The sequence below is a fragment of the Bradyrhizobium sp. 179 genome (assembly GCF_023073535.1).
Lineage (GTDB): Bacteria > Pseudomonadota > Alphaproteobacteria > Rhizobiales > Xanthobacteraceae > Bradyrhizobium.
In genome coordinates, this window is record NZ_JADPJR010000066.1 from 113767 (window position 1) to 139235 (window position 25469).

30 protein-coding genes and 1 pseudogene are annotated in these 25469 nt (G+C 61.8%); 18 read left to right on the forward strand and 13 right to left on the reverse strand.

The genetic code is table 11. The annotated features are described in order from the left end of the window. The first annotated feature begins 35 nt into the window (after positions 1-35). From IVB12_RS16300 to IVB12_RS16365, 14 genes are all read left to right on the forward strand, one after another. Positions 36-1859, forward strand: coding sequence for a hypothetical protein (locus IVB12_RS16300; protein ID WP_247300557.1), 1824 nt, complete (start codon positions 36-38; stop codon positions 1857-1859). Between the two features lie 6 nt (positions 1860-1865). After that, positions 1866-2183: a hypothetical protein gene (locus IVB12_RS16305; protein WP_247300558.1), complete on the forward strand. Its 318-nt coding sequence runs from the start codon at positions 1866-1868 to the stop codon at positions 2181-2183. Continuing rightward, positions 2183-3256, forward strand: coding sequence for a hypothetical protein (locus IVB12_RS16310; RefSeq protein ID WP_247300559.1), 1074 nt, complete (start codon positions 2183-2185; stop codon positions 3254-3256). Before IVB12_RS16305 ends, IVB12_RS16310 begins: the two co-directional genes overlap by 1 nt. A 39-nt stretch (positions 3257-3295) precedes the next feature. After that, on the forward strand, positions 3296-4621 hold the full coding sequence (locus tag IVB12_RS16315) for a hypothetical protein (RefSeq protein WP_247300560.1): 1326 nt from the start codon (positions 3296-3298) through the stop codon (positions 4619-4621). A gap of 2 nt (positions 4622-4623) precedes the next feature. Then, a complete protein-coding gene (locus tag IVB12_RS16320) occupies positions 4624-5007 on the forward strand; it encodes a hypothetical protein (RefSeq protein ID WP_247300561.1) in 384 nt (127 codons plus the stop codon). A gap of 17 nt (positions 5008-5024) precedes the next feature. After that, complete coding sequence (locus IVB12_RS16325) at positions 5025-6026, forward strand: hypothetical protein (RefSeq protein ID WP_247300562.1); 1002 nt, start codon at positions 5025-5027, stop codon at positions 6024-6026. Between the two features lie 94 nt (positions 6027-6120). Continuing rightward, complete coding sequence (locus tag IVB12_RS16330; protein WP_247300563.1) at positions 6121-6519, forward strand: hypothetical protein; 399 nt, start codon at positions 6121-6123, stop codon at positions 6517-6519. Positions 6520-6522: 3 nt separating this feature from the next. Then, on the forward strand, positions 6523-6876 hold the full coding sequence (locus IVB12_RS16335) for a hypothetical protein (RefSeq protein WP_247300564.1): 354 nt from the start codon (positions 6523-6525) through the stop codon (positions 6874-6876). Then, positions 6873-7391 (forward strand): hypothetical protein, encoded by a 519-nt coding sequence (locus IVB12_RS16340; protein WP_247300565.1) that lies wholly within the window; start codon positions 6873-6875, stop codon positions 7389-7391. Before IVB12_RS16335 ends, IVB12_RS16340 begins: the two co-directional genes overlap by 4 nt. Further along, positions 7381-7572 (forward strand): hypothetical protein, encoded by a 192-nt coding sequence (locus tag IVB12_RS16345; RefSeq protein ID WP_247300566.1) that lies wholly within the window; start codon positions 7381-7383, stop codon positions 7570-7572. Before IVB12_RS16340 ends, IVB12_RS16345 begins: the two co-directional genes overlap by 11 nt. Before the next feature lie 122 nt (positions 7573-7694). Next, a complete protein-coding gene (locus IVB12_RS16350; protein WP_247300567.1) occupies positions 7695-9578 on the forward strand; it encodes a hypothetical protein in 1884 nt (627 codons plus the stop codon). A gap of 181 nt (positions 9579-9759) precedes the next feature. Continuing rightward, the gene (locus IVB12_RS16355; RefSeq protein ID WP_247300568.1) at positions 9760-11469 is read left to right on the forward strand and encodes a hypothetical protein; all 1710 of its coding nucleotides are present in this window, start codon (positions 9760-9762) and stop codon (positions 11467-11469) included. A gap of 119 nt (positions 11470-11588) precedes the next feature. Continuing rightward, on the forward strand, positions 11589-12239 hold the full coding sequence (locus tag IVB12_RS16360) for a hypothetical protein (RefSeq protein WP_247300569.1): 651 nt from the start codon (positions 11589-11591) through the stop codon (positions 12237-12239). Between the two features lie 281 nt (positions 12240-12520). Next, the gene (locus IVB12_RS16365) at positions 12521-13207 is read left to right on the forward strand and encodes a hypothetical protein (protein ID WP_247300263.1); all 687 of its coding nucleotides are present in this window, start codon (positions 12521-12523) and stop codon (positions 13205-13207) included. A 55-nt stretch (positions 13208-13262) separates the two neighbouring features. Here IVB12_RS16365 and IVB12_RS16370 read toward each other — a convergent pair whose 3' ends face one another. The 13 genes and pseudogenes from IVB12_RS16370 to IVB12_RS16430 form a co-directional block, all read right to left on the reverse strand. Then, positions 13263-13442, reverse strand: a complete 180-nt coding sequence (locus IVB12_RS16370) for a hypothetical protein (protein ID WP_247300570.1) — start codon at positions 13440-13442, stop codon at positions 13263-13265. Positions 13443-13805: 363 nt separating this feature from the next. Next, a complete protein-coding gene (locus tag IVB12_RS16375; protein ID WP_247300571.1) occupies positions 13806-14042 on the reverse strand; it encodes a hypothetical protein in 237 nt (78 codons plus the stop codon). Positions 14043-14275: 233 nt separating this feature from the next. Next, complete coding sequence (locus IVB12_RS16380; RefSeq protein ID WP_247300572.1) at positions 14276-14518, reverse strand: hypothetical protein; 243 nt, start codon at positions 14516-14518, stop codon at positions 14276-14278. A 278-nt stretch (positions 14519-14796) separates the two neighbouring features. Then, positions 14797-14997 (reverse strand): hypothetical protein, encoded by a 201-nt coding sequence (locus IVB12_RS16385; RefSeq protein ID WP_247300573.1) that lies wholly within the window; start codon positions 14995-14997, stop codon positions 14797-14799. A 16-nt stretch (positions 14998-15013) separates the two neighbouring features. Then, positions 15014-15208, reverse strand: a complete 195-nt coding sequence (locus tag IVB12_RS16390; protein WP_247300574.1) for a hypothetical protein — start codon at positions 15206-15208, stop codon at positions 15014-15016. Positions 15209-15226: 18 nt separating this feature from the next. Then, positions 15227-15919, reverse strand: a complete 693-nt coding sequence (locus IVB12_RS16395) for a hypothetical protein (protein ID WP_247300575.1) — start codon at positions 15917-15919, stop codon at positions 15227-15229. A gap of 29 nt (positions 15920-15948) precedes the next feature. Then, positions 15949-16140, reverse strand: a complete 192-nt coding sequence (locus IVB12_RS16400; RefSeq protein WP_247300576.1) for a hypothetical protein — start codon at positions 16138-16140, stop codon at positions 15949-15951. A 26-nt stretch (positions 16141-16166) separates the two neighbouring features. Further along, positions 16167-16403 carry a hypothetical protein gene (locus IVB12_RS16405; RefSeq protein WP_247300577.1) on the reverse strand — a complete coding sequence of 79 codons (237 nt, stop codon included), beginning with the start codon at positions 16401-16403 and terminating at the stop codon, positions 16167-16169. Positions 16404-17156: 753 nt separating this feature from the next. Further along, entirely contained in the window at positions 17157-17780 is a 624-nt protein-coding gene (locus IVB12_RS16410) for a transglutaminase-like cysteine peptidase (protein ID WP_247300578.1), read from the reverse strand. A 331-nt stretch (positions 17781-18111) separates the two neighbouring features. Next, entirely contained in the window at positions 18112-18723 is a 612-nt protein-coding gene (locus IVB12_RS16415) for a PilZ domain-containing protein (RefSeq protein ID WP_080134316.1), read from the reverse strand. Positions 18724-18792: 69 nt separating this feature from the next. Further along, positions 18793-19959, reverse strand: a complete 1167-nt coding sequence (locus IVB12_RS16420) for an MFS transporter (protein ID WP_247300579.1) — start codon at positions 19957-19959, stop codon at positions 18793-18795. Positions 19960-20011: 52 nt separating this feature from the next. After that, positions 20012-20245, reverse strand: a pseudogene (locus tag IVB12_RS16425) (MFS transporter); the annotation flags it as partial. Positions 20246-20266: 21 nt separating this feature from the next. Next, positions 20267-20746 (reverse strand): GNAT family N-acetyltransferase, encoded by a 480-nt coding sequence (locus IVB12_RS16430; RefSeq protein ID WP_247300580.1) that lies wholly within the window; start codon positions 20744-20746, stop codon positions 20267-20269. Positions 20747-20928: 182 nt separating this feature from the next. Here IVB12_RS16430 and IVB12_RS16435 point away from each other — a divergent pair, with 182 nt between their 5' ends. The 4 genes from IVB12_RS16435 to IVB12_RS16450 all read left to right on the forward strand — a co-directional run bounded on the left by IVB12_RS16435 (position 20929) and on the right by IVB12_RS16450 (position 25369). After that, positions 20929-22080, forward strand: a complete 1152-nt coding sequence (locus IVB12_RS16435) for a zinc-binding dehydrogenase (RefSeq protein WP_247300581.1) — start codon at positions 20929-20931, stop codon at positions 22078-22080. 76 nt (positions 22081-22156) lie between these two features. Beyond that, positions 22157-22594, forward strand: a complete 438-nt coding sequence (locus tag IVB12_RS16440; RefSeq protein WP_247300582.1) for a VOC family protein — start codon at positions 22157-22159, stop codon at positions 22592-22594. A 95-nt stretch (positions 22595-22689) separates the two neighbouring features. Further along, positions 22690-23202, forward strand: coding sequence for a hypothetical protein (locus IVB12_RS16445; protein WP_247300583.1), 513 nt, complete (start codon positions 22690-22692; stop codon positions 23200-23202). A 217-nt stretch (positions 23203-23419) separates the two neighbouring features. Then, complete coding sequence (locus IVB12_RS16450) at positions 23420-25369, forward strand: DEAD/DEAH box helicase (protein WP_247300584.1); 1950 nt, start codon at positions 23420-23422, stop codon at positions 25367-25369. Positions 25370-25469 lie beyond the last annotated feature (100 nt).

Genomic DNA, 25469 nt, shown 5'->3' on the forward strand with positions numbered 1-25469 from the left:
GACTTATAATAGGGATCTCGGCAAATAGGATCTCGATGTCCCAGCTCACGCTCTACACCACCGGCACGATCACCTTCACCAACGGGTCTGCGGACCTGACGGGTGTCGGCACGAACTTTATCGGGCTCCAACAGGGCGATCTCGTCCTGGCGCCGGATGACAAGTGGTATGAGCTCGCCGCGGCCCCCACCGACAACTTGGCAGCGACCCTCGATCGCACCTATACCGGCGCCACCGCGACGAACTCGCCGGGCGGTGCCTGGGTGATCATGCGATCCAGCGTCGCCCGCGACTCCGTCCGCACCGCGACCAAGCAGCTCACCGACATCAGCTCAATCTGGCGCCAGGTCATGAGCCTGACCCAGTCGGACCAGCTCGCCAAGTTCTCCAAGGCGCTGACCACCGACCGGGCCGGCATGGTCCTCCAGAAGGCGCTGGTCGACCTGTTCCAGGTCGGCACCTTCCAGGATGACGATTTCTCGATCCGTTACCTGGTCGCCTCGACCTGGACGAAGGCCTTCGGCGTCAATCCGACGACCGGCGCCGCCTCGATCTATTCCCAGCTCCTGCTCGGCACCACGGTCACTCCGCTGCCGATCACCGGGCTTGCCAACGACTACGCGCCGGCCGGCATCGACAAAGCCACCGTGCTCCGGGTCTCGACGAACAACCCCCAGACGATGACGGGCCTCACCGGCGGCGCCAATGGGCGCGTGCTGGTCATGATGAACGTCGGCGCCAACGACCTCACCCTCGAAGACGAGGGTGGACCGTCCGCGGCTGCGAACCGCTTCCGGCTGATGAGCAACATGACGCTGCCGGCGAACGGCAGCATCCTGCTGGTCTATGACGGCACGATCAGCCGCTGGCGTGTCGTCGGCGGCGCAGGCGAGGGCGGTGGCGGATCCACGGGCGAAAAGGGCTGGTCTCCGATCCTAGCCTACGTCTCGAACGGCTCCGGCGGAACCGTCGCCAAGATCATAGATTGGGCTGGCGGCGGTGGCACTAAGCCGGCGACCGGCTCCTATATCGGACCCACCGGGCTCGTGGCCACGGCCGCGGAAGCGGTCAGCGTAATCGGTCCGCAGGGCAATCAGGTCCAGTTTCAGATGAGCGGCCGCGTGCTCCAGTGGAGCTACACGGGCACCGTCGAGTGGCAGAACCTGTTCGACCTCGGCGTCCTGGTCGGCCCGACCGCGGCGACCGAATGGGCGTTCAAGACGGCGACGGCCGATGCTGACCCTGGCACCGGCAAGATCGCCTTCGACAACGCCGCTTTCGGCTCGATCACCCAATTGTTCGTCAGCAAGAACGAACGTTACGGCGCCGACGTCTCGGTCTGGATCAATACCTGGGACGATTCCACCTCGGTCACGAACAAGGGCTACCTGACCTTGATCGACACCGGCCTACAATCGTCTTTCGCCAAGTTCAAGGTGACGGGCAACGTCGTCGTTTCGGGCAACTACTTCAAGGTCCCGGTGGCACCGATCGCCGGTGACATTCCGGCCGACACCCACATGCTCTCGGTCCTGTTTTCCGCGACGGGCGATGCCTCGCCCGACGGCGCCGAGGCGCTGACCAAGGTGAACGCCGTGATCGCAGGCGCCGTCGGCGGCATCTCCGACACGCTTGCGAACGTGCTGGCCTCCGCAAACAGCTACACCGACGACGCCGCGAATGCCGCGATCGCTCATGCCGACACGCTCAATACCGCCATGGATACCCGTGTCGACGCCCTTGAGGTCACCGTCGGCGCCGTGACCAGCGGCACGACTGCCGGCGTCTCCGACACCCTCGTCAACGTCCTCAACACCGCCCAGTCCCGCGCTGCTGGCCTGGCGATCGCACTTGGATAAGATTCAATGGCCCTCAAGCGCTTTTCCGCCCGCAATGTGACCGCTCTTGCAGCGATCAATACCGCCGTGCCGGCCAACAAGGCCTGGACCGTCATCGGCATGTCCATCTGCAACAAGACCACGGGCATGGTCGCGATCGACATGCTGGTCAATGACGGCGCGACGGACACCTACATCCTGAAGTCGTTCAACATTCCCGCGGGCGAGACGCTGTTTCCCTGGGGTCAGCTCGGCAAGGGCGTGCTCGCCACCAACGATATCATCAAGGTGTCCTCGACGGGCGCGGTCGACGTCTACATGCCTTACTACGAGGAAGCGGCATAATGAGCGCCTTCGCTGGAGCCGGCCCTTCGTCGCGCGCGCTGACGGAGCAGGAGATCGCGACGCCGGGCGACGCGCGCTATCTGAAACTCGCTGGCGGTCAGGTGCTGACGGCTGCCCAACAGGCTGCGCTCCGCGCCGAACTCGGCGTGCTCAAGAAGAACTACATCGTCAACGGCGGCATGATGGTGTCGCAGGAGAATGGGTCAGCCGCAGGGACGGTTGCGTCCTACTATCCCGTCGACCAATTCTTCATGAGTGTAGCAGTCACTTCGGCCGCCTACTCGATCGCGCAGGTCGCGAGCAAGACGCCGGGCGGGTCGCTCAATAGGGTGCGTTTGACAGTTACGAGTGCTGACGCCGCAGTCGGCTCTACCGATGCAGCGTTCATCATTCACCGTATCGAGGGCTTGCGCGTCGCCGACCTGAATTTGGGACAGGCGACTGCAAAGACCGTCACGCTCCAGTTTGGCGTGAAGGCGCCTGCCGGAACCTACTGCATTGGATTGCGGAATGGATCGGCCAACCGTGCCTATGTGGCAGAGTATGTCATCTCCGCCGCTGAAGCGAATACCGACGTAGTAAAGTCCGTGACGCTCGGTTTGGATCAGGCTGGCGTCTGGGCCTCCGACAACACGCTCGGTCTCGAGATCGTGTTCACCTTGATGGCGGGTTCTTCCTACCAGCAAGTCGCAGGCTCATGGCAGGCCACGGGCAATTTCGGCACGGCGAACCAGTTCAACTTTATGAGCACGAACGGCAACGTGTTCGAGCTGTTCGACGTTGGCCTCTACGAGGGATCAGTCGCGCCCGCGTTCCAGCTCCCGGATTTCGCGGACGAGTTAGCTCTGTGCCAGCGGTATTATGAAAAGAGCGACAGCGCGGCATACATGGCTCCTTCAAGTGGTGGCTACTCGGGCTTTCAATTCAAGGTGACGAAGCGAACTACGCCTACGATGACCATCACGCCTAATACGGGCACAGTTTCCGGGGTGCAGGCGGGTCTGTGGGGCTGCTACGCCCAATTCTCGATCGGACCTACGTCTGGCTTCTATATCGCCAACGCCCGCATGTGAGCTATTGTAAGTCAGTTTTGACTGTATTAGGAAAGACGAATGTCGGGTTTTATCGGTAATGGTCCCAGCGGAGTAGGGCGGTTCTCGCGGTTTCAGTTCACCGCGATCGCCGGTCAAACCGTGTTTGGCGGGACGGACAAGAACGGCCTGACGCTGCGCTACACGCCGGGCCAGGTCGAGGGCATCCTCAACGGCTCCTGGCTCGCACCTGACGACATCACCGCCACCGACGGATCGACGATTACGATCGCGCGCCCCTGTTCGGCCGGCGACACGTTCTGCGTCTTCGCGCCGACCAGCTTCGGCGTCGCGGATTCGGTTTCGTATCTTAGCCAGCAGCAACTGACCGCGGCTCAACAGGCCGTCGCTCGGGCCAACATCGGCGTCACCAAGAAGAACTACATCGTCAATGGCGGCATGATGGTGTCGCAGGAGAATGGTGCTGTTGCGGGCTCCGCGAGCGGATACTATCCCGTTGACCAGTGGTCAGTTATTAGCAGCATTGGTGGATTTTCTGTTGCTCAAGTGGCCAGTCCGACGCCCGGCGGCTCGCCCAATCGCATCAGGTTTACCGTGACGACGGCGGATGCTGCGCCGACGAGCAAAGCAGTCCTATTGAGCCAAAATATCGAGGGCAATCGAGTTGCAGACCTGCGTTCAGGGTCGGCTTCGGCAAAGACTGTCGTCGTCCAGTTCGGATGCAGGGGTCCTGCAGGCACTTATGGCGTAACTATTCGCAACGGCGGTTCGAACCGCTCGTATGTGAGCGAAATCACGATCACCGCAGCAGAGGCCAACACCGATGTTGTGAAGTCCGTTGTTGTTCCGCTCGACACCACAGGCACATGGCTCACGGACACCGGTATCGGCATGTCGGTCTCTGTTACCTTGATGGGAGGCTCGGGTTTTCTGGCAGTTCCGAACACCTGGACCGCCTCTAACGTGATTGCCACGGCGAACCAGTTCAACTTCATGGGCACTGTTGGCAACGTGTTCGAGCTGTTCGACGTCGGTCTCTACGAGGGGACGTCGGCGCCTGCGTTTCAGTTGTCTGATCTCGCTAGCGAACTTGCTATTTGTCAGCGCTACTACTGGCAGGAAAGCCAAACCTCGGCCATTTACAACGAGGGCACCAGCACCGGTAGTGGTAGCAACGCCCTCGCCGCGACGCTGCGCTATCCAGTGCCTATGAGAGCTACGCCGACAGTGACATCGCCGACATGGGCGAGCACAGGCATTGCTGCACCGGTTGCTACATACGTCTGGACTAACGGGTGTGTGTTTCAAGGCGTGAGTAATTCCGGCAGCGGCTCACGCATGTATATGCAGAATACCAGCACCATCAAGCTTAACGCGAGGATGTAACTATGTCTGAATATCAACTCACCGCAACCGACACCATCATTCGCCTGGACGACAACGCCTGTATTCCGAACGATCTGGCGAACGTCGATCGTCAGGTCTACCAAGCCTGGCTGGATGCCGGCAACACGCCGCTGCCCTATGAGCCGCCGGCCCCGACTGTTCCGACGAGTTGCACCAAGCTCGGCCTGAAGCGCGCCTTCGACGAGCTTGGACAGTGGGCAACCGTCAAGGCGGCGATCGCAGCCGACCCGGACACTCAAGAGGAGTGGGACCTCGCCATCGAGATCAAGCGAACCGACAGCCTGGTTCAGGGCATGATCGCCGCGCTCTCGCTGACGAGCGAGCAGGTCGACAACCTTCTGATCCGCGCCAACGCGCTGGTCTGAACGAAAGGACGTAACTCGTGACCCGTGCGCTCGAACGTGGGCTGAAGCAGCTTCGGCAGAACTACATCGTCAACGGCGGCATGATGGTGTCGCAGGAGAATGGGTCGACGGCTGGGACGATTACCAGCTACTACCCTGTCGATCAGTTTCGGTCTGAGTTGAACCTTACGACCGGAACCTTGTCTTACGCGCAGGTCGCCTCCCTAACGCCGGGTGGCTCCCCAAACCGTATCCGTATCACAGTTACCGCCGCCAACGCCGCACTCGGTTCCGCCGAATATGCGGACGTGATGACCAAACTCGAAGGTAACCGCGTCGTAGACTTGAGGTTGGGGACGGCCAACGCGAAACAGTTCGTCTTGCAGTTTGGTGTTAGAGCACCCGCTGGCACCTACTCGGTCGCCTATTCGAACGGCGCCGGCGATCGCACCTATGTCGCGGAATATACGATCTCTGCGGGCGAGGCGAATACCGACGTCGTGAAGTCGGTGGTCGTCACTGGCGATCTCGTAGGAACGTGGGCAACAGACAGCAGCGCCGGCCTTCAAATCCGCTTCGCAGTGGCGTGTGGCGCAACCAACAAGGTCGCTCCGGGGGCGTGGGGGGCCGGTCTGTTCGTCGCCGCGACCAATCAGTTCAACCTGATGGGGACCGTCGGCAACGTGTTCGAGCTGTTCGATGTGGGCCTCTATGAGGGCACGGTTGCGCCTGCATTCCAGTTGCCGGATTTTCCGAGCGAGTTGGCTCTATGTCAGCGCTACTATGAAGCGGGGCAGTTCTTCCACTCATTAGTTTCGGGAGTACAAATTAACCGTAGCCTTCAATTTACTCTTCCTTTCAAAGCGGTGAAGCGTAATGTTCCCACGATGTCACTTTCAAGTGTGACTAATCTTCGCTCAAATTCAACAGCCGTAGCTTCCGTAACTGCGGATAGAGTATCCATCTCGTTCATTAACACCAATGCTGACGGAGATGACTTTAACACCGGAGGCGTCTGGAAAGCCAGCGCGAGGATGTAATCGGTAGTTTAACTGTAGAGTTCCTTCTTCCATATGGGTCAGCAACCCGGCTATAATATAAGTCAGTATTGACTTATAAGCGCCGGGATCTACGATGCAGGACGACATGAACGACTTCGGCGAGATCAAGGCGAAGGTGTCCAACCTCCAGACGGGGCATGACCAGCTCCGCCAGGAGATCGGTTCCGTGCGCGGCGAGGTAGCTAACCTCGACGCCAAGACCTCCCAGGGCTTCGACAAGATCCTGGCGCGCATCGACAGCAAGTTCGACTCCGTCAACACGACCGTCGCCACCCGTTCGCAGTCGATCTGGGCGCCGCTCGGCATCGCCGTCTCCGCGCTCCTGACCCTTGGCGGCTGGGCCTATTCCGGCATCAACGAGAAGGCCAACAAGACCGAGCTTCGCGCCGAAAAAGCGGCCGAGCAGCTCGTCAGCACGCAAAAGGAACTCTCCTACCTCCAGGGGCAGCTTCGCCCTTTGGACCGAAAGTAACCCATGCCGATCACCAAGCTCACGGATCCGAAGACCTTTTCGGCGATCGTGACCGACAACTGGAAGATCCGTCGCCGCTGGATGAAGTGGTCGATTTTCTGGCTCGCCGGCAACATCGAGGCGATCATCGCCTGGACGATCTACGCCGGCGGCAATGCCCTGGGTGTCCAGCTCGCCATGGCGCTGATCGGCGCGCTGGTCGGCATCATCATGTTCTACATCTTCGGCGCCACCTGGGACGATCACTCCAAGCGCCGGTTCGGCCTTCCCGCCATCTCGGGCGAAGACTGCCCGGACCGGAACGATACCTCCGCCGATGAAGACAGCGACCCGCCCGTTCCGGGAGACAGCAAATGATCGCGAGCCTCCTCGCCAAGATTGGCTTCGGCGCGGCTCTGAACGCGCTGAAGGACATCCCGTGGAAGTGGATTGCCATCGCGCTGCTTCTGCTCGCGGTCGGTCTGACCATCTTCCTCGGCTACCGGCACGTCGAGAACCTGAAGACGGACTTGGTCACTGTGACCCAGCAGCTCTCGAAGGAGAGGGCGGCGCGCCAGCTCGCCGAGGCGACGACGAACGCGATCAGGGCCGAACACGATTTTCAGGTCGCTCGGATCAATGACCTCGAGCAGCAGCGCTACGACATTGCCGTGGAGGTGACCAAGCTGCGCACCGACATCGCCGAGCTCAATTTGGAACAGGATTTGGAACAGGACAATGAAGAAAAAGCCGATGCTGCGGTTGGCCGCCTCAATGCTGCTCATGCTCGCCTTGACCAACTGCTCCGAGACGCTTCAGGGGCAAAGGCCCACGTTCGTCCCGGAACGGGTCCAGGAGCCAAAGCCCGCGCACCCGGCGCCGGTGGCTATTAAGACGGTCCAGTTCAAGCGCTGCGGCAAGATGGCGTGTCTGTCGCCCCGTGAGGCCCAGGCAGAGGTCAACAACAAGGTCGAGATCTACAACTGGATGCGCGGCATGAATGCGCTGGTCTGCTACTACGAGGTTCGGGACGGAGCGGAACGCTGCGTCTCCGGAGCCTCAGTCTCGAAGTAAAGAACAAACAACTAAGTAGTAACTATCTAATAGAGAGGGTGAGGACCCGGAAATAACTTGGACTTTTCCGGTTCTTCCTGTCTATTATGTAAGTCACTACTGACTTATACAGAGGTTAGATTGTGACCGTTCCGGCCGAGCTTAAAGCCTTCGTCAAAGCCTACAACGACACGAAGAAGTATCCGACGCTTGCGGATCTCGCTGCCGGCCTCAATCTCTCCCATCAGACCGTCCGGAATAAGAGCTCCGTCTACCGCGCTCGCACCCGCCTCGACGACACCCTGCCCAAGCTGATCGACCGCAAGCAGGTCGAGGTCATCGCCAAGCGCGACGAAAAGACCCCTGAGCAGCACGCCCACGCCCGCGCACTGGACCTCGCCCAGCAGATCGAGGTGCTGACGACGAGCTCCAACTTCCCGCTGATCAATCCCAGCTGCATCCAGGTCGAGAGCTTCATGACCCGGAAATGGGATCGGGACGCCTTCGCCTATGTGCCGAAGGAATCGACCCCGCGGACCTGGCTCAATGCGACGCCCCTGGTCGCCCCGATCGCCGACCCGCGCGGGCGCCGCTTCATCTTCACCGGCGCCCAGAACGACACCGAGGTCCACAAGGGCTTCTGGACCAACCTCAAGGCCTACGCCAAGGCCATCGGCGCCGAGATCGCGGTCGGGCCCGGCACCTACGAGACGCAGTGGTGGAGCGAGAACAACCCCGCGGCACGCGCCTACGACCCGGTCCTGAAAGATCACCTCTGCTTTGGCCAGCTCGAGATCGGCCCGAGCTTCATGTTCTGCGGTCAGATGAACATCATTCCGACCGCCTCCAAGCCCATCGACGACCTGATCGCCAATTCGCGCGGCAAATGGGCCGTCTTCCCGCACTCCAAGCGCCAACTTCGGTCAGTCCCATCGACAGACCCCGACGTGCAGGCCGTGCAGGTGATGTCGACCGGCCTTGTCACCAGGCCGAAGGTCATTCCCCGCAAGGCCGGCATCAAGAGCCTTTTCCACCACGTCCTCGGCGCCGTCGTCGTCGAGTTCGACCAGGACGGCGACGTGTTCTGCCGGCACATCTCGGCGAGCCGGGAAGGGGCCTTCTACGACCTCGATGCCTACGTGACTGACGGCAAGGTCATTCGCGGCAAGCACCGCGCCCGCGCCCTGACGACGCCGGACAGTCACCGCGCCAAGATGGGGCCCACCAACGCCCGCGCGATCTGGGGCTGGGATCCGCTCACCGGAAAGACCGCGCGCGAGATCCTCCCGGAATGGAAGGATCGCAAGAGCCTGGTCGACGTCCTCAACCCGGAGGAGATGACCTATCACGACTTCTTCGACAACGAATACCGCAACCATCATCACGCCGACGATCCGCTCCACAATTACGAGCAGGCCTTCCGCGGCAAGGATCGGGTCGGCGACGAGGCGGCCGAAGCCTTCGACTTCCTGATCCAGACCAAGCGCAAGGGGACCAAGTCGGTCGTCATCGAGGCCAATCACGACCTGGCGCTGAACCGCTACGTGATAGAGGGCCGCTTCCGGATGGACGGTATAAACGCGCGCCTGGGCAACCAGCTCGAGAGCGATCTGCTCGATCGCCAGGAGGTCATCGCCCGCTGCCGTGACGCCTACCAGAAGACGCCGAACTGGAGCCTGCTCGAGACCTTGGGCCGCCGGATGCGCGGCGCGGCCATGGACGGCATCTACTGGGCCTATGACGGCAAATCCTACAAGATCGACGGTATCGAGCACGGGCACCACGGCTTCCGCGGCGCGAACGGCGCCAAGGGCACCGTGCTAGGATTTGCCAAGCTTGGCATCAAGATCACGATCGGCGACAAGCATTCGCCCCAGATCGAGGACGGCGTCTATGTCGCCGGCGCCCTCGAGCTCAATCATGGCTACAACAAGGGGCCGAGCTCCTGGGCTGTGGCCTGCGTCGTTCAATACCCGGATGGCAAGCGGGCGATCATTACCCTTCAGAACGGCAAGTTCCGGGGCTAGATTATCAGTCAGTTCTGACTTATACTACTCCGATGTCGCGCATCTCACCAGCTCGTCGGACGATTTTCGGCTCCCCCAGTGGGGGAGTGAGTGCCCCCGCTGGATTTGTCTTCCTTTTGGATTCTGACGGCAACCGCCTGCTCGATAGCGACGGGCAATACATGCTTGGAGTGGCATTCTAATGAGCCAGCGCGTCCTTACTGAAATCTGGGCCTCTGCGACCGAGGCGTCCATTCGCTCCGCAGCCTCGGCGGCTAACGCTCTCGGCGGCGGCATCGTCCACATCCCTGGCGGCAATATCACGCTCACGTCGCCGCTGACTGTCTATAGCGGGGTCTACTATAAGGGCGTGGCCCCAGCTCTCCAGTTCACAAGTGACGTTCCAGACTCCACGTTCTCGTGGCTCTCGGGCACCAAGCTTAGCGGCGACGGCACGTTCCGGGCCTTTGAGGCCAACAACACGAACCAAGGCTCGCCTGCCTCGCCATTCACCACGAACGCCATCAGCAATTTTGGCATCGAGAACATGGCGCTCGACAACTTCACGGACGCCATCCGCATTGGCGCCGTGAATAACATCGGGCTTCAATTCTCCAAGTTGCGCAATCTGTTCATCACTAATTGCTCTGGCTGGGGCATCTTCCTCGCCAACTTCATGCATTGCGATATCCAGCGCATCTGGACGAAGCTCTGCCAGAACGGGCAGTATTACGCAGCGTCGGTGGCATCGGCTACCTTGATGCCCGGCAACTCCTACATGCATACCCTGTTCAACATCATCCCGAGCGACGGCCGGGATAACAGGCTGTGCCGCGGCATCGTGTTTGACGCAAACACGTCCACCTCGATCCTGAATGAGCTTCGGCTGGCGCGCATCCAGAACAATTCGTTCAGCAGAACCAAGCTCTCGGTTGCTGCTACGTTCACGAACGGATCAACTTCTATCGGCGTTCCTGATGGAACCAAGTTCGCTGTCGGAATGCCGGTTGCCTTTACTGCGGCGGCCAACGGTTTCTCCGCCAGCCAGATTTATTGTGTGCTTTCGGTCGCTGGAAACGTGATCACACTGGGCAACTCGCGCACTAGCGCTGCGATTTCCTCGACCGGAACGACGGGATTGACGCTTGAAAGCTGGGGCTTCCCTTGCGTCGAAATCGTGTCGGCCGGGGCGAGCGCTCATGTGCAGAACCTCTCTGCCAATGGCGTTGACATCGAAGGTGCATCGTCGGCGGGTCTCTATGTCGAAAACGCAGCAACTATTGATATCGAAGTAAGCGAGGTGCCAGGCAGCAAACACGCTGACATCTGTCTGCGCAGCACGACCTATTCGCGCTTCCGTTCCTGCGGTCAGGCAGTGACTGATATCGATGGCACAAGCTCGACCGCTACGGAGTTCGTCGGGACGCGCTCGACGCAAATTCAGCGGAGTGGGCGTGGCCTCTATTACGATAACGTCAATAGTCTTCCGACCCTATCGATCCGCGGCAACTCTACGGTTGTCGGCGGAGACATTCACATGCGCTCTGGCAGCAGCCTTGCTTATTTCAACACGGCTATGGGCCAGCATCAGGCACAGCGCGACAGCACTGTGACGCTTGGCGCTAACCAATATGGCGATGTCATCTTCAACGGCGCGACCGGGCAGACATTTACCCTCCCCACCATCACAACTGACGCCACGCTCTCGACCACCAACATCGGGGTAGAGTTCACGATTTTCAACGTCAGCGCCAACTCACTCACGGTGGCGACGGACGGCACCCAGCTATTCAATAACGTGGCTGCTAAGACCTCGCTGACGGTCGCAACTCAGACTTGGCTTGAAGTGAAAGCGTGTAAGACGGCAGGCGGAACGTTGTTCTGGACCGCCAGGGCGGGTTCCCTGTCGTAGTCGTCCACTCCCTTCAAGGGACCAGATCGGTAGTGCCTCAGGGTCACTGTATTTCCCTCCGCGCTTGTGTGTTCGTCAGTTCTGACTTATAATCGTGGGAACCTTTTCAGGAGCGCTCCATGCCTTTTGTCGATGACGGTATTTCCAGCCCGCCCGCCACCTCGGTTGGCAAGACCCTCCTGGGCTCCAACCGGCAGCCCAAGAACTACTCGTCCGCTTTGAGCGTCATCTCCACGCCTGCGGCCAGCGAAGCCCATCTGGGCGAGGTCGGCGGCAATAGCGCGGTCGTCGCCGCCAATTTCGCCCGTCCGGCCGACACCACGGCCTATGCGGTCGGCGACCTGGTCGCCAACAGCGTCACGGCGGGCTCCGTCGCACCGATGGTGCTCTCGGTTGCCCGTGTCGCCGACAAGACCGGCGTGATCCGCCGCGGCCGCCTCACCAAGACCAGCACCCCGACCGCGAACGCGATCTTCCGCGCGCACTTCTACAAGGACGCCCCTGTGCCGGCAAACGGCGACAATGGCGCGTTCCAGACCGCCGGCGCACTGACCTATATCGGCTCCATGGACTTCGATATGACCGGCGCGAACGCTCGTGCGTTCTCCGACGGCGTCAAGTGCATCGGCGTGCCGAACGTCGGCTCCGAGATCATCTTCGACCCGCACGCCGGCTCGGCGAACATCTATGCGCTGATCGAGGCGCGCGGTGCCTATGTGCCGGTCTCGGGTGAGACTTTCACCTTGGCTCTGGAAGTGTTCCGGGACTAATCATGTCCCGGATTACTGCTGCTCGACGCGCGATTTTGGGCTCCCCCAGTGTCCTTGGGTCAGCGCCTAACCCACTCCTGTATGACGAATTTGCTGGGTCTTTCGCAGCGCTTGGGGGCCGGATTCCGCTACTCGGTCCGGCGTGGTCAGTATCGGGAACGGCAGCCAGCGGCGTAAACGCTGGCGGCGGCCAGATGTATAATTCCGGCAATGTGGCCGGAAACTATTACGCAACATCCGCCCTTGGGTCTTTGCCGAAGGAGATTGGATGCCGTTTTTCAATGACCGATATTTTCGTCGCGATGAACCTCGGCGGGTCATTTTCGTCTGGAAAACTTCTGGCGGTGCAGGTCGCTCCGAGCGGAGTGCCGGAGGCATCGTTTACTCAGATCAATTACACGACCGTCGTAGGCGATACTGACCTTGCTGGGGCGGCGACGAGTTTTGCCGCAGCTATCTCGGCCAATGCCGTAATGTCAGCGGCGGGTATCGTCGCCACGGCAGTTGGGACGCAGATTCAACTTCGCGCGACCAACTCCCCGCGCCTGAAGACAGTCTTCGCGACCTCTCCGATCACCGCCTCATATATCGATTCATTTTGTCCGACCCTCGCGTCCTTTGTTACGGGCAACAATTTTCTAAATGGAATGGTTCATTTCCGCCTGGATAGTTCTGGCAAACCGGATTGGACCGTCTACAACGGAGGAGCACTCGCGCTATCGAGCCTTTCCGTCACATTCAAGGGGATGCAGATCAACACGGACTACATCTATAGATGCGTGATTGACGGCCAGAACGTCTCTGGCGGCGTGTGGGATACTGCTGGGAATGTGATTTCGACGGCCTCTGGCTCCGACAGCAGGATAGCAACTTGGGCTGGCGCATCCTGTTTCTTTGAGGGCGGTGGTGCTGACCTGTTGCGATACAAGCATGCTTGGGCAACTCTGCGCGCAAATCAAAAGAGTTAGTCCACTCCCTTCAAGGGCCCGGATCGGTAGTGGCTCAGGGAGAGGGAAAGACCCCTCAGGCTCTTTCGAGGTCTGCCTTTGTGGCGGCGTAACGCCTCTGGATCTCGGCCGCGTACATTTTCCGCTCCTCAGGAGTGGTGCAGATGTGCAGCGACCCAAGGAAAGGCTTATCGACCCTGACAATTTGCCCGCAGTCAGGACAGACGGTCATCAGCTTCCCGCCGACGATCTTCATGGCACTTTCCCTCCTTGCCCAGCAGCGCCTAACGCCGCCGCCATCGCCACTCGTCGACAATCATCGACTGTTTCCGCGTTGATGGCAGGCCAAGATTGCCAGACAGCATTATAAGCTCTGATGGCCGAGTCCAAGGTACGGCGGTATTCACGTATCATGCTGTCTGCCTCATCTACAGTCATCAATCCCTCCTGTGCTGCTCTGTATCCATCGCGAGGCTTCCCAACCTGCCGGCGGTTGCTGTGATGTCGATGCTTGCAGATTGTCCAGCCTAAGCCAGTCCGCTGCTGCCATCAGGGAGTCCTTCCGGGTTCCTTGCCTGTCAATTCAGGCCGTCGCGATGATCGCTTATCACCATCGCGCCTAATCTTTGAACTTCGACCCGATAAGCTGGTATAGGTCGAACAAGGCTTGGTGAGCCTTATCGGCGGCGTTCTTTACGTCAGGAAATTCGTCGGCGCAGCGCGTATCCACGACGTGCTGCCCAAACGTCTCCATTAGCACATGCGTGGTGTGCAGCGCTTCGTGAGTATAGCCATCATTGTACTCGTCACGGGTGACGAGTTCGCCTTCCTGCACTTCCCGATGGCTTGATTTCATGGGGTCTCTCCGTGCCCGCTTAATCGCTTCTGACGTGCGGCGATCTCGCGCTCAAGCTCGCCCTCCGCTTTCCATTCGGCCTTCCTGCGAGCTAGCCTGACAGCATACTTGCACCGACGCGAGCAATACAACTGCGTCCGCACTCGCGGCGTAAAGTCGCTTGCGCAGCGGGGGCACTTGATCGTCAGAAAATTTGCCATGGTGGCCCCGTGACTGCTCACCACTACCGTACCCTATTTCACGACCTTGAGGCGCGGCTGCAAGGCGTCCGGGTCCATTGCGTGGCGCGGAATCGGCCTCGTCCTGAACTCGCAGAACACCACGCCGTCGGGGATCTTCTGGCTGATCGGCACATAGAACCGGAAGCCCATCTCCTCGTCGATGTCGCGCTCCATCATACCGCGCTCGACCTCGTATCGCAGCTCGTGAAGCAGCTTCTCTATCCGCTCACGGCGGAAATTCGTTGTGTCGGCCATGGGTGTTTCCCTCCTCGGTCACCACTCACAGCGTACCCAGACATCATGTCCGAGCCGCTGGAGTTCGTTGTGAATGTGAAGGGCTAGATCCGTCGCATCCGGGGCCGCCTCTTCAACGGTAGCGGTCCAAGACCCGTCCATCAGAGAAACGCTGACGTCTACGCAGCTAAGATCAGCCCAATTGACGGGCCCCCCGACCTGCCTCCGATCTGTGCCGGCGATGATCATATCGATGTCGCGCTGGATCTGGGCTGCTTTTGCCTTCATTTGGTCTAGGGTCATGGGGCCTCGCATTGACCATTCGTCTGTGGTGACACCTGCTTGACCGAATAGCCGGTCTTCAGGCGGCGGACGTAGAACTCTGCGCCACCCTCGAAGCAGACAAGGCTCTCACCATCGCTAGGTGTCTCGGCAAGTTTCTTGGCGGCTCGTACCGCCAGGATCATGTCGTCAGCATTGGCGTCGATCGTCAGGCGCATCAGAATTCTCCTTGCCTCACCGCTGAAGGGCTGCGAGCTGCGCCTCAGTTGCGCGCTCGATTTCTTTAACAGCCCATTCAACGTTATCGATATCTTCGTGTGAAAAGCCCATCATGATCAGACGATCGCGATTGGGAGTATACGCGCATCCTATGCGGCTCGCTGTCTTGCGGGCGGTAAGCAGCAGTTCAGCCAATTCTCTCTTGGTCACGTCTTCATTCTCCCCGCCTCACCGAGTATCCCCCGCCACGATCGGCGGATCTGATGCTTTGTCGAATGCGTTCCGCTCGCGTAGAGCCCGGCAGACCGCCCTAACGACCTCTCGGCCCTGAAGCATATCGACCAGATCGGTGACGAGCGTGAGGTGAACCGGCCGCTTCGCTACAGCGATCTGATGGCGGTTTGCGATATCGACAAGCTCTGAAACGTGCAGCATGTCCAGCATTTGCGCCAGCCAAGGCTTGTTCGCTCGATAGGGGCCACCGTCCGTGATCTCGATTGATCCGGCGCCGGAATCCACGGTCCAGACCTCGACCCCGCCAACCTTGCGGATTAGCTGCTGGGTTTCAGTGTATTGAGGCGAAAAGCTCGTTCCGAAGTCGAGCTTGGTCTCGATCATCGGGAGCTTCATGTTCCAGCGCGGAGCGAGCGCGGCAATGATCCTGCTGCTGATGGGCTGGAAAGCCCGTAGCTGGGCCTCCAAACGGTCCATCACGTCGCGGCTGGATTTAATCTCGACGGAGACGATTTCCGTTTCCGTGACCGCGGCAAGGTCAATGCGGTTGGTCGAATAGCGCAGCGGCAGTTCGTGGATGATCCTGGCACCGGGCCACCGCTTGCGCAGCTCCGGCACGATCATGGCGCGCATCTCCAGCTCCTCAGAGGAGCGGTTAGTGCGGGCCGCCTGCACAACTTCAAGCATGGAGCTTCCTCAGTGACCTCGTCGCAGGGCTAGACCGGCTTCCAGGCGTGGATATCCTTCATGGCGAACTCACGCGCCGCCGCCGTCTCCAAGTCCACGGCGTGCAATATCCACTGCGTGTCGTGGTGCCATTCCGAGTTTTCGAACTCGATCCGCCCCGGCCTGATACGCCGCCAGCGGCGCTCGCCGCGCCAGTTTGTGTAATCGATCAAAACTTCCATTCCTGGCTTCATGGGTTCCTCGCTCCTCACATCCCACCAGCAAGCCGCGCCAGGCTCTTCTCGATTTGATAGTCGAGCGTCTGCCGGCGGTCCTTGGCCCACTCCGGCCGGACGTAGGCCCGCTTGTTCTCGGTCTGCTCGGCCAGGGTCGAGATCGTGTAGCCGGTCGGCGTGTTGGCGCCGATCGTGCTCCGCATGACGATGAGTTTGGCGATGGCGCCGGCAGGGTCGAGCTGGGATCGCTTGTGGGCGTATGTGGTCATGGGGCTCTCGTCCTCTGAGTTGTGAGTTCTTCCTCTAGCCAACCGAGATAATGCCTCTCGGCTGCCATGAGCATTCGGGCGCGGGCCTGGTCCTCGCAGAGGAATTCGCGGAGGTGCGGGCCGAGATCGAACCATTCGCCATGAGCCCGATCGGCTGCGAAGCGAGCATGAAGTTGAGCTTCGAGGGCCCGGTCTCCAGGCGTGGCGCCGATGAAGAAGAGCGGAGCCGGGCAATACGGGGAAATTTCGTTAAGCGCGCGCTGGATGTGGTTCCTTGACCAGCCGATCTTTATGCGGTTGCAGGCGTACAGGAAGTACACCTCGCTAATCACGGGGATGACATCGACTGGCGGTGGGGCGGGCTCTGGCCGAGGTCTCAAGGCGCGAGGAGCGCGAGGCTTCCGCGGCCTGCCGATCCGCTGGACGATCTCTAGAGCCCGCGCCTCTCGTTTCCGTCTGGTCTCACCACGGTCGACGCTCATGCCGCGCCTCCGTGAACGGAGGCGGAACACATTCCCCGGATTTTCCCCGTCTCGGCGTGTCGTGTTGCCGAGTCGTTCCGTGCCGAAACGTTATCGACGCGCCCGTAGGCCGCTCGCAAAACCCTCTGAACTAAAAGGATTTCCTGCGAATTCAGGCAGGACAAAAGGTTGCGGCCAGCCATTGGGGGATGGCTGGCCGCGCGCGAACCGGTCTGGGACGGGGAGGGGTGGGGATGTGACCGGGCCGCGTGACTCTTTCTTTGGGTGACGATCAATCTCTCGCGCTGGCGGTCGAGACCGCCGGCTTGATATCGCCCAGCGAGACCCAGACGTTGGGATCGCTCTGCGACTGGCGCTTGACGAAGCGGTAGCCGGTCTCCGTCCAGGCAAGAACGTTCTCGTTCTGATTGTCGAGAACGAACTCGCCCTTGTCGGTCTTCACCGTCAGCACCGCGTGGCCTTCGCCCTTCTTGTCGCGCACGACGGTGATGAGCAGGGCCTCGCGCGGCCATCCGGCATCGATCAGCATCTTGCGCTTCAACAACACGTAGTCTTCACAGTCGCCGTAACCGTCTGACGGCAGCGACCACTTCTCGATCACGCCCCAGTGCTCCTGGTCGGTCAAAGGCTTCACGGTCTCATTGACCCAGCGATTGACCTTGATGAGGTCGCGCCATGCAGCCTGCGACATCACGATATCGCGTGCCTGCGTCGGCCCGCCCTGGCACTGAGCGGCATTGTCGGCACAGAACTCGACCCAGCCGATCGGCGCACGCGTGGTGTCGCCGAGGCTCGCGTAGAGCAGACGGCCTTCGCCGGCCTGCGCTGCCGCGCTAAACCTGAAGAGCATGGCAGCCAGCGCCAGCCCTTTCCCCTGTCCCCTGAAATCAAACATTGCGGCCCCCGTTCTTGTTGGGACCACATTTCGCACGGAGCTTTTGAGTTGCCGCTAAGTCATCCAAGTCAAGTCAAGACGAATGCAAGTAAAACGCGCGGCGAATTCGAACTGTACTTGAATCGAATTCTCGTAAAATTTGAAATGAATGCAATTGGTTCAATTTTTACGTATTAACGCGGCAAACGCTGCCGAAGCCGTTGTTTGCGCACAGCTGCAACCCTCGCGTTAACCCGCACGGGGTCGGTCGCCACGCACGAAAAAGGCGGCGTCCGCATCGCGGAGGCCGCTTTCGAGGCTGGAAATGCAGGTGTTTTGACGCCGTCGCGCTTTACCGCGCGGTAACGCTCTCTTCGAGTGTCTCGGCCGGCTGCTCGTGCATGAACTCCAGCGCGAAGCCGTCTTCGAGGTTTCGGACCACCCGGCCCTGGACCCGGCCGAGCAGGACGATCGATTTCAGCGGCGGGCGGTTCTCCGCGGCGATCGCGGCGCCCGAGAGCGACAGGTCGATGATGCGGCAGGTCATCTTGGTGCCGTCCTCGAGCGTCAGCACCGCAATCGGATTGCGCGGCACGATACGGTCGTGGCGGCGGTCTTCCGGCAGATTGAGGATGTCACGGTTGGCGAGCCAGGTCAGCTGCGCCGCGAGCTTGTCGCGCTTCCGCGGCGTCGCACCGATCGTCATGGCGAAGCCATTGTCGATGATCCGGGTGATTTTGCCCTCGACGCGGCCGATATGGTCGAGATAGGCGACGACGCGGTCGCCGACATTGCCGATGCCGGGGGCCAGCAGTGCCAGCCCGCCCGGCGACATGTTGATCACCTGGCAGGGGAATTCGCGGCGGTCCGGCAGCATGTAACGGCCGAGCAGGTGCACTTTCACCCGCTGGAAACGCCGGCGCTCCTCGGCGGCCGGAAGAAATTTTTTGTTCGCCAACGCCATTTCCAACACCCGACCCCCCGCCCGGGCGGAGTCCGGCACGACCCTAAGGTGCATAGGGTTAATGCCGCGTTAGGATCGCACCCGCCGGACACGGACAGACACAATGCGCTCGAAAAGCCACATCAAGGGCGGGCAGGCCAGCACCGTCAGCGCGCCGAGGTCGAGCGCGGCTGCGGCGGTCCCGGCCGAGTTGGCGAGCCGACCCGCGATCGCCGGCCCCAGCATCATCGCGGCATAGAACAGCGTGTAGAACACGCCCATCCCGATAGCCCTCGTTTCCGGCGCAAGCACGCGGGCGGCCAGGCTCATGATGGGGCCGGCCGGATGGCCGCCGATCAGCCCGATCAGAACGAGGATTGTGATAACGGCGTCCGTTCGCGGCAGCCAGGCCAGCAACAGGGCCACGATGAGGCTCGCCGCGGTCGCCAGTATAAAGGGCCGTTTGAATCGATCGGCCAGATAGCCGCCTGCTGGCACTGAGATCACCGACAGCCACATCACGAGGCTGATCGCCGACCCTGCCGCCGCGATGCTCCAGCCGCGCTCGGCGAGCAGTGACGGGCCGAACGAGAAGATCATGGCGAAGCCGACATTATAGAGACCCCAGATTGCGCCGGCGACGATGACCGCCAGCAGGGCCGGAGGATCGAGGCGTGCCGAACCGGCCGCGCCGGCTGTTGCACCCGGCGGCGGCTGATAAAACATGATCAGCACGATACCGATCGCGGTCAGCGCAGCCGCCGACAGGAATACGGCGCCCGCACCATAGGCGGTGCCGATCGCCGGCAGCACCAGCAAGGAGATCGCAACACCGGCCGGCCAGGAGTTGACGAAGATCGCCATCGCGGTTGCGATCTCCTTTCCGGCGAACCAGTCGGTGCCCATCTTGGTGAGTTGCACCGTCAGCAGCACTCCGCCGGCGCCGGAGGCGAGCCGGCCTGCCATCTGCCAGCCCCAGACCTCTGTGACGGCCATGACGAGGCTGCCGGCCGTCATCAGCAGCAGTGCCGCGATCGTGGTGGGTTTGTCGCCGAGAGTCCGGCCGATCGCCCCGCCTGGCAGCGCCAGCACCACGCCCGGTGTGAAGTAGAGCCCGATCAGGATGCCGATGTCGGCGAGCCCGACGCCGAAAGTCTGTTGCAGGAGCGGAGCGACTGCGGCCACGCTCTGGAACTGGAACGCGATGGTGAGGCGGACGACGAACAGGATCGCAAGAATGCCCCAGCGATTGCGCAAAGCGTGATCTCCCCAGCCACTGCCTCGAGCGTGCGGTGGAGAGAGGCCGGAGTCAACCGGCTGACTTCTTCGCCGCGCGCCCATAGAGCAGGCCGAGCAGCGCCAGCAGTACCGCGGCCGAGAGGCCAGTGAATGCCGATCGCGGCGTCTGATAGCCCGACGGTGATGCCGCTGAAGGCGCGCATCCCGAGTCCGGCCGTGTTGTCGAGCCGACGACGCGGCCGCGGATGTCGAATGGTGCGTTGAGCTGCACCAGCGCCTGCGCCATGGTGTTGAACGACAGCTTTTGCGGGCTACGACCCTGCCGCTAGTCGAGCCGTTTGACGTAGACCGCATAAGGCACGCCAGAGATATCCGGCGCCTCGCGCACTTTCTCGAATCCCATCCGCAGGTACATCGGCAGAGCGACCGTCATGATAGGCGTCGTATGCAGTGCGATGATCGGCGACTGGTCGCGCTCGGCGCGGCGAACGCACTCTTCCGTGAGTTGCCGGCCTATGCCCTTGCCGCGCGCGAAGGGGTCGACCACCAGCATGCGGATGATCGGCCAGGCCGGATCGAAGAACGGCGGCTTTGGCTGCCGTGGGCCGATATAAGCCACGGCGCCGACGATCTTACCACCGTCTTCGGCGACGATGATCTCGCCCGTCCCGGAAAGCGCGGTTATGTTGGCGACGTTGGCTGTAAACGTCGGCCAGTCGGAATAGTCCTGCTCGAATTGCGCGAAGGCGGCGAGAGCGACGCGCCTGACCGCTTCCGCATCCGCCGGCTGATAGTCACGCAGCATCGGCATTCTCCTCGATCATCGCCGGGATGGCGTGCAGCACAATCCGGGGCCGCAGAGCCCGCATTCCGCTCTGCTGCATGCAGACTACGAGACTCGCGCTTGGCACAACGGTGCATCTCACATAGGTTTCGCCTCACGCCCGCACCAATCAACCATAACAGACGGGCAGCGAGGACACAGCCATGGAATCCATCCGCGTCTGCACTCACGCAGGACCGGGCTCGGAGCCTGTCATCCGCACCGTGCCGTGGCCGAAGGTCGGCCGCAAGGCGGCGCTGATCAAGGTCGGCGCCTGCGGGGTATGCGGCACCGATTTGCATATTCTCAAGGGGCATTGGCCGAAACCGCTGCCCTGGCCGTTCACGCTCGGCCACGAGCTCGGCGGCGTCATCGTCGAATGCGGCGACGAGTTCACCGAGGACTTCATGAGCAAGCCGCTGAAGGTCGGCTCAAAGGTGATGATCCCGCCGCTGATGCCTTGCGGACGCTGCTATTACTGCATCCATTATCCGCAAGTCGCCAACAAGTGCCTGACGCCGGTCTATTACGGCCGCTATCTCGGCTTCGAGAAGGCGCCCCATATGTGGGGCGGCTGGGCCGAATATGTCTATGTCGATCTCGACATGCTGTCGGGCACCAAGCTTTACAAGTTGCCCGACGACATGTCGCTGCGGCTGGGCGCGCTGTCCGAGCCGCTGACGTCCTGCATCCGCGCCTTCAATCGCGCGACCCGCGCCGGCGGTTTTTCTTGGGGCGATACGGTGGTGATCCAGGGCTCCGGTCCGATCGGCATTCTGGCGGTCGCAGCCGCGCAGGAGATGGGGGCAGGGCGCGTCATCTGCGTCGGCGCGCCGGAAGAGCCGCGGCTCCGCCTCGCGCGCGAATTCGGTGCGGAGGCGACCGTCAATATCGATGAACTGAAGTCGCCGCAAGATCGCATCGCACGCGTGCGCGACATCGTCGGCGGCTTCGGCGCCGATCTCGTGATGGATTGCTCGGGACACCCCTCAGCCGGCCCCGAAGGCATCGAGATGCTGCGCGACGGCGGCACCTATGTCGAGATGGGCCAGTTCACCGACGCCGGCTCGATCGAGACCTCCTGGCACCGTATCTGCACCAAGGATCTCAATGTGCTGGGATCCTGGGGCTTCACCGGCAACGACCTGCCGCTCGGCGTCGACATGCTCTACCGCACGCGCGACAAGTATCCCTGGCTGAAGATGCAGACGATCTATCCGTTCACGGAAGCCGGCATCGCGCAGGCCGTGAAGGACGCGATGGCGATGAAGACGGTGAAGTCGACCATCGTGCCGTGGCCGGAGCTGGTGGAGTAGGTCATGTTCTCCGTTAAGCGAGCGGCGCTTTGCGCCGACCGTTGGCTCCTTGCGGGGCTACGAGTCGGAGTTTGGAATGAATGACGAGATGAGCAACGAACAGACTCTCGAACCGAACCGGCCCCGCTCGCCCTTCAGCGCCATCCGCGCGATCGACTACACCGTCATCTTCGTGCGCGACATGGCGGCGATGCGGCGCTTCTACGAGGACGTGCTCGCCTTGTCCCTGCTGCGCGAGCTTTCACCGGGCTGGATCGAGTACGGCCTCGGCAGCAACACGCTGGCGCTGGCACGGCCGAGCCGGACCGCCGCTGATGCGCCGACGCCGTCGGGCAGCGCTTCGCTGCAACTGGCCTTCAAGGTGTCGGCAACTGAAGTCGATGCGTGCGCCGACGAACTCGTGCGGCGGGGCGTGGGGCTGCTGTCGCCGCCGACCAACCAGTCCTTTGGCCATCGCACGCTGTTCTTCCGCGACCCCGATGGAAATTTGCTTGAGATCTATGCGGAGATCTGAACCGCCCAGAAAGTTCCATCGGGAATTCGCGAACTCCTCATGCTGCGGTGAAACTTAGGCCCAAGTTCCGGCTTTCAGTTCACGGGAGAGGTGCCGTGAAGCGAATTCTGAAACCCGTCACTTACGTCCTGGCCGCCGTCTACTTCCTTGTGGACGCGGTTTTCATGGCCGTCGCGCGGCCAATTTCGCGCTGGGTTGAGCGGCACCTCCAATTCGCGCGATTGCGGGCCTGGATCAGGTCGCTGCCGCCCTATCCTTCGCTCGCCTTGTTTTCCGTGCCCGTGATCATTCTGGAGCCGGTCAAGCCCCTGGCAGCCTACCTTGCCGCAACTGGCCAAGTCCTGAGCGGCGCGGCGACCTTCATCATCGGCGAGCTGCTCAAGCTCGTTCTGGTCGAGCGCCTGTTCCATCTCACGCGTGACAAGCTGATGCGGATTCCGGCATTCGCCTGGGCCTATGGCAAGTTCGCCGAGGTGAAGGCGTGGCTGCAGGCAACCGAAGCTTGGCGCGCTATCCGCACCTTGACCTTTGCAGCAAGAGACATTGTTGCGCGGGCGAGGGCGAAGCTGGTCGGCAGCTTCAGCAAGCTGGCGACCTCCAGGGATTAGGAGGGCGGCAAGCAAATTGCCGGCTGGCAAATCCTCGCAACCTTCAGGCGCGGTTCTCTGGCAGGTCATGCATCATAGGCATGGTGATTTCAGCGCACTTGGCGTAAAGAGCGCCCAGATCACATCCGGCGTGCGGCCGTGCCGTTTGCCGCGCACGCGAGCTCAGGTCTGCCGGTTCACCGTTTGCGCGCCTGAATTAACCAAGGTTCTCCATCCCGTGTCTTTTCCGGCCCTGACCCCGCCGCTCGCCCGAGCTTTGGCCGAGCGGAACTATGATTCCCCGACTCCCGTTCAGCTCGCCGTGCTTGCGGACGAGGCCTCTGGCCGCGACCTCCTGGTCTCGGCCCAGACCGGCTCCGGCAAGACCCTGGCTTATGGCCTTGCCATGGCCAAGGATCTGCTCGGCGAGGCCGAGCGGTTCGACGAAGCCGGCGCGCCGCTTGCTCTGATCGTGGCGCCGACCCGCGAGCTCGCTTTGCAGGTTCAACGCGAACTGGCCTGGCTGTATGGGCATGCCGGCGGGCGCGTCGTCTCCTGTGTCGGCGGTATGGATCCGCGGCGCGAGCAGCGCGAGCTTGCGGCCGGCGCGCATATCGTCGTCGGCACGCCCGGCCGGCTCTGCGACCATTTGCGTCGCGGCCGTCTCGACATCTCCGAATTGAAGGTGGTCGTCCTCGACGAAGCCGACGAGATGCTCAATCTCGGCTTTCGCGAGGACATGGAATTCATCCTCGAGACCACGCCTGAGGCGCGCCGCACCCTGTTGTTCTCGGCGACGTTTCCGCGCGGCATCGTCGCACTGGCCAGGCAATATCAGCGCGACGCGCTCCGGATCGAGGTCGCGGGCGACGAAGGCGGCCACGCCGATATCGAGTACCGCGCGATCCGGATCGCGCCCGCCGATGCCGAGCACGCAGTCGTCAACGTGCTGCGCTTTTACGAGGCGCCAAGCGCGCTGGTGTTTTGCAGCACGCGCGATCACGTCAGGCATTTGCAGGCGGCGCTGCTGGAGCGCGGTTTCTCCGTGGTCGCCCTGTCAGGCGAATTGACCCAAAACGAACGCACCATGGCGCTGCAGTCGCTGCGGGACGGACGCTCCCGCGTCTGCGTCGCGACCGACGTCGCCGCCCGCGGCATCGACCTGCCGAGCCTCGACCTCGTCATTCACGCCGATCTGCCCAACGACGCCGAAGTCATGCAGCACCGCTCGGGCCGCACCGGACGTGCGGGACGAAAGGGCACGAGCGTCCTCCTGGTGCCGCCGGCACGGCGGCGGCGCGCGGAGCTGCTGCTCAATCTCGCAGGCGTCGACGCGGTCTGGGGCACGGCGCCGCAGGCGGAGGAAATCCGCAACCTCGATCACGCGCGCATGAAGGACGTGCTGTTTACCGAGGAGACGACCGCCGACGATCTGGTGCTGGCACAGGCGTTGCTGGCCGAGCGCTCGCCCGAGGATATCGCCGCCGCGCTGGCGCGGCTTTATCGGGCACGGCTGCCGTCGCCCGAGGACATCATCGATCCCGGCGAGCGCGGCGGCAAATCGCGCGACGATCGCGGCCGTGACAGGTTTGAAGGTGAAGGCGGCGGCGATCGCCCCGGCAAGCCGCGCGCGAAATCCGGGAAGTCCTCGTCGAAACATGGCATGGCCGAGGGCAGCGTCTGGTTCCGCGCCGCCATCGGCCGGCGCAAGAACGCGGAGGCGCGCTGGCTGCTGCCGATGATCTGCCGCCGCGGCGGCATCGACAAGGGCGATATCGGCGCCATCAAGATCATGGACACCACCACCGAGTTCGAGATTTCCGAGCGGGTCGCGGACTCCTTCGCCGCCAAGATCAAGCGTCCGGACAAGGAAGACAGCATCCGCATCGAGCCGATGGCGGACGGGCCGCAGCGGCAGGCGGCTTCGCAGGAACGATCACATGCGCCTAGGCGCGAGCCCGCTGACGATGATCACCGTGAGCGTCAGAGCGATCGCGAGCGCGAGGCAGGTGCATTCAAGCCGCGCAGCAAGTCTCACGGCGAGCGTGGCCCGAAATTCGGCGAGGCTGCTTCTTTCGGAAAGCAAAAGAAGCATAAGAGCAAACAGGGCCACGCGGAGCCTTCGGTCATGCCGTGGCCCGTGAAGGGCGCGCCGGGGAAGAAGGCGAGGAAGAAACGGCGAGGTTGAGCTTCCGCCGTTCAGCTCAGACCAGCAATGAAGCCGCCGGATTGCACTGGCGACATCATCTGAAGAGAGAGAGGCGTGAGCTCAGCGGCCACCGCCAGAC